The 3,623-nt window shown below is 46.0% G+C and carries 3 protein-coding genes and 1 tRNA gene; 1 reads left to right on the top strand and 3 read right to left on the bottom strand.

Going from position 1 to position 3,623, the window contains the following annotated elements; all coding sequences use genetic code 11:
• Positions 1 to 133 precede the first annotated feature (133 nt).
• The 3 genes from VN379_RS16665 to VN379_RS16675 all read right to left on the bottom strand — a co-directional run bounded on the left by VN379_RS16665 (position 134) and on the right by VN379_RS16675 (position 2,138).
• A tRNA-Arg gene (locus VN379_RS16665) sits at positions 134 to 208 on the bottom strand.
• 100 nt (positions 209 to 308) lie between these two features.
• Positions 309 to 698, bottom strand: coding sequence for a zinc ribbon domain-containing protein (locus VN379_RS16670; protein ID WP_325535867.1), 390 nt, complete (start codon positions 696 to 698; stop codon positions 309 to 311).
• A gap of 102 nt (positions 699 to 800) precedes the next feature.
• Positions 801 to 2,138 carry an MFS transporter gene (locus VN379_RS16675; RefSeq protein WP_325535871.1) on the bottom strand — a complete coding sequence of 446 codons (1,338 nt, stop codon included), beginning with the start codon at positions 2,136 to 2,138 and terminating at the stop codon, positions 801 to 803.
• A gap of 234 nt (positions 2,139 to 2,372) precedes the next feature.
• Here VN379_RS16675 and VN379_RS16680 point away from each other — a divergent pair, with 234 nt between their 5' ends.
• On the top strand, positions 2,373 to 3,566 hold the full coding sequence (locus tag VN379_RS16680; protein WP_325535869.1) for an MFS transporter: 1,194 nt from the start codon (positions 2,373 to 2,375) through the stop codon (positions 3,564 to 3,566).
• The last annotated feature ends 57 nt before the right edge of the window (positions 3,567 to 3,623 follow it).

Below are 3,623 nucleotides of genomic sequence, written 5' to 3' on the forward strand. Positions count from 1 at the left end.
ACCTGACAGCACTATTCTTAGATTCGTATAATTGTTCTATTAATTCTGCTTATCTTCTATCGCTTAATCCTATAAGCAGTTTTTCATGGAAAAAGCCTTCCGGCAAAATCGCTGGAAGGCTTGAATTCTCTTATGGTGCGCCCGGCAGGAATCGAACCTGCGCTTCCAGCTCCGGAGGCTGGCGCTCTATCCCCTGAGCTACGGGCGCATTATGTTGTCTTAGCCACGAATAAGATTATAACACACTAATTCCATCATGTCCAATAAAATCAGCATATTTTTTTGGTGACTTCAACAACTATACAATTCTATTTAAGGTCAGTCGGAGTCTGGCAATAAGGACATAGCCTCCATTCGCGCTTGAGTTCTTTGCCACATGAAGTACAAGCAGGTTTTAAGGCAAATCCGCAATAGGGGCATGCTTTAAAATCTTCTTTAACATTACTCGCGCACATCGGGCATTTAATCATTTCTTCCACCGGCACAGCTTCAATATCAATAATATCATCATTGCGGCGCGGTTTCATAGGACGTTTCCGTCCAAGCAAAAGGTATAACGGCAAAAACACAACAAGGGCAGCCAGCGTTCCCACTGACCACAACAGGGCTGTTCCGGTCTCATGCCCCCGCCCCTTAGCATCATTATATACCCAGTACGCGGCAAGCGCAGCAATTAACAGTCCAAAAGTCGCCATCATAGCAACCGCCTCCCAGCAACAATAGTTATGTGTAATTATACCACGCCTTGCCATAGGCTGGCAAAAAAAACTGGGACGGCATTACCCATCCCAGTTTAGCTGTTAACTGCTTATCTCATCCAACGCTTTACCCTTAGTTTCTTCGCCAAATAACCAAACAGCCACCGCAACCACCAGCATAACACCGGTAAACATTGTAAATACCTGCGCAAATCCCTGCGGGCCGGTAATCAGATATCCAACAACCGATGGTGCCAATATCCCGCCAAACCGGCCGACTGCAGCTGCCCAACCTGAACCAAATGCCCGAATCCTTGTTGGATAAAGCTCAGGGGTATAGGTGTAGACAACACCCCAGGCACCAAGATTGAAGAACGACATAAGGCTACCCCAGACGAGCACAATCTCAGCGCTGCCACCTTGGCCGAAAAAATAAGCACTTACAGCACTCAATGCCAAATACATCGCCAGGGTTGCCCTCCGGCCGATGCGGTCAATCAAATATGCCGCACTAAAATAACCCGGCAATTGTGCCAAAGTCATAATTAAGACATATTCAAAGGTTTTAATGACCGAATGCCCCTGCTTGACCATAAGCGATGGCAGCCAGGTAAAAATCCCATAATATGAATAAACAATGCCGAACCAGATTAGCCACAGTATTATGGTTCGCTTAGCGAACTGATCTGTCCAAAGTTCTTTAAAGGCCAGTTTCTGCCCTGCCGGATTCTGCACTGCAGAATCTATGGTTTCAGTCAAATGAGTTATTGGTGGCTCAATACCAGCCGACTGCTCTATTTTAGCAACAATCTCCACAGCCTCAGCCTGGCGGCCTTTATCGATAAGATAACGAATTGATTCCGGTACCCCCATTCTGATAAAAAATACATAGAGTGCAGGTAATGCACCAATAAAAAACGCCATCTGCCAACCAAAGCGGGGAATGACAAGATAAGAAATAAGCGCTGCAGCCAGCCAGCCCAATGCCCAAAAGCTCTCAAGTAAGACAATGAAACGCCCCCGGCTGGCTGGTGGTGAATACTCAGCCATAAGCGTTGCAGCTACCGGCAATTCCCCCCCCAAACCAAAACCCACTAAGAACCTAAACACAAGTAGTGATTCGTAATTCCACGCCAAACCGCACAATCCGGTTGCGATACTATAAATCACCAGCGTAACAGCGAACACCGCTTTCCGTCCAAACCTATCGGCTGCTGAACCAGCCACTACAGCACCAATCGCCATTCCCAAGAGGCCAATACTGCCGATAAACCCCATCTGGGTCGCAGATAACCCCCACTGCTGTGATAAAATCGGTAATACAAAGGCAATAATTCCCGTATCCATAGCATCGAACAGCCATCCTAATCCAGTCAAAACCAACAGTTTGTAATGAAATCGGCTAACCGGTATTTGTTCCAGCCGGCTAATAATTCTCAATAGTTTCACCCCGTCCCCATGTCTTTACATATGTCTTTACATATGTAAAGACATCAATATTATAGCTTATCCTGTATTAAAATGGCAAACTGTTTTTTAAATCGCGCAAAAGTCACTGCAATTACTTTATATGACGAGATAAGGTAAAAAACAAGCTCATATCCTGCTTGATATTTCTACCTTATAAGCCTATTATTAGTAAATAACCATTTTCAATGCAAAAGGAGAAGTTATATGCAGCAAGATCAACCTACGGAACGAATTTTGACAAAACCACTGGCGCTTTTAACCTTAGGGCATCTAATTACCGACTTTGGTCAGGGGGCACTACCGGTTCTGCTGCCGTTTTTAAAAACTGCCTTTAACCTAACCTATACCCAAGTCGGACTCATTGTTCTTGTCCAGAATCTAACCTCTTCAGTGATACAACCAGTGTTTGGCTATCTTACCGATCGTGTCTCACTACCCTGGTTAATCCCGGCTAGCGTACTGCTCGCAGGAATCGGGTTAGCCATCACCGGCTTTATGCCTTCTTACACTACCTTACTGATAGCTGTTGTTATTGGCGGCCTCGGGATTGCCTGTTTTCATCCGCAGGCATCTAAATCTGCTCATCTTCTTAGCAACGCAGCAACTAAAGGTCGCAGCATGGGACTATTCTCAGTGGGAGGCAACCTCGGACTGGCGCTTGGTTCAATTGCCATGTCACTGGCCCTCAACGCCCCGGGTGTGTTAACAAATACCCTTTATTTTATCATTCCTGGTTTAATTATGTCGCTCCTGCTATATCGCAATCTGCGAGAGCTTTCCCCACAAGAACCCGCCCTCCAATCAGCCGCGGCTTCACACGCCACTACTGCGCAAGGCCAGCCACTTAACTACAGTCTGCTGGCAATACTCTTAGGATTTGTATTTATAAGATCTAGCATCCATACCGGATTGACTACTTATATCCCGATGTATTACATCAACTATTTATCAGGTAGTCCGGTATATGCCAGTTATCTCTTAGCCGTTTTCCTGTTCGCCGGGGTCGTCGGCACCTACGTTGGTGCCTCATTAAGCGACCGCTTTGGCCGCAAGACAGTTATTATGGGCTCTATACTCATCACATTGCCATTAATCAGTTTATTCCAATATACTAGCGGTTTTGCAACACTGCTTATACTCGCATTAACCGGATTGGCCCTCATATCGTCATTTGCCACAACGGTAGTGCTGGCCCAGGAAATGATGCCTGGCTATGTCGGCATGGCTTCAGGCCTGACTATTGGCTTTAGCATCGGTCTTGGTGGTGTAGGCGCTACGATTCTGGGCTATATTGCCGACCATTTTGGTGTTCCCAGCGTATTTACTGCGTTATCAGTATTACCAATCGCCGGACTGGCGCTCGCCTCATTTTTGCCAGGCAAGCTATTTAAACGTTAGGAATGATACTTGAAACGCCAAGGAACATCATCCAGCATCCACATCCTTGAAATTATT

Source organism: Sporomusa sp., from assembly GCF_035561255.1.
In the GTDB taxonomy this organism is placed as follows: domain Bacteria; phylum Bacillota; class Negativicutes; order Sporomusales; family Sporomusaceae; genus Sporomusa.

What these genes read in the sequence shown, in the direction of transcription:
- VN379_RS16670 (WP_325535867.1), bottom strand. Translation starts at nt 698, where the DNA reads ATGATGGCGACTTTTGGACTGTTAATTGCTGCGCTTGCCGCGTACTGG.
- VN379_RS16680 (WP_325535869.1), top strand. Translation starts at nt 2,373, where the DNA reads ATGCAGCAAGATCAACCTACGGAACGAATTTTGACAAAACCACTGGCG.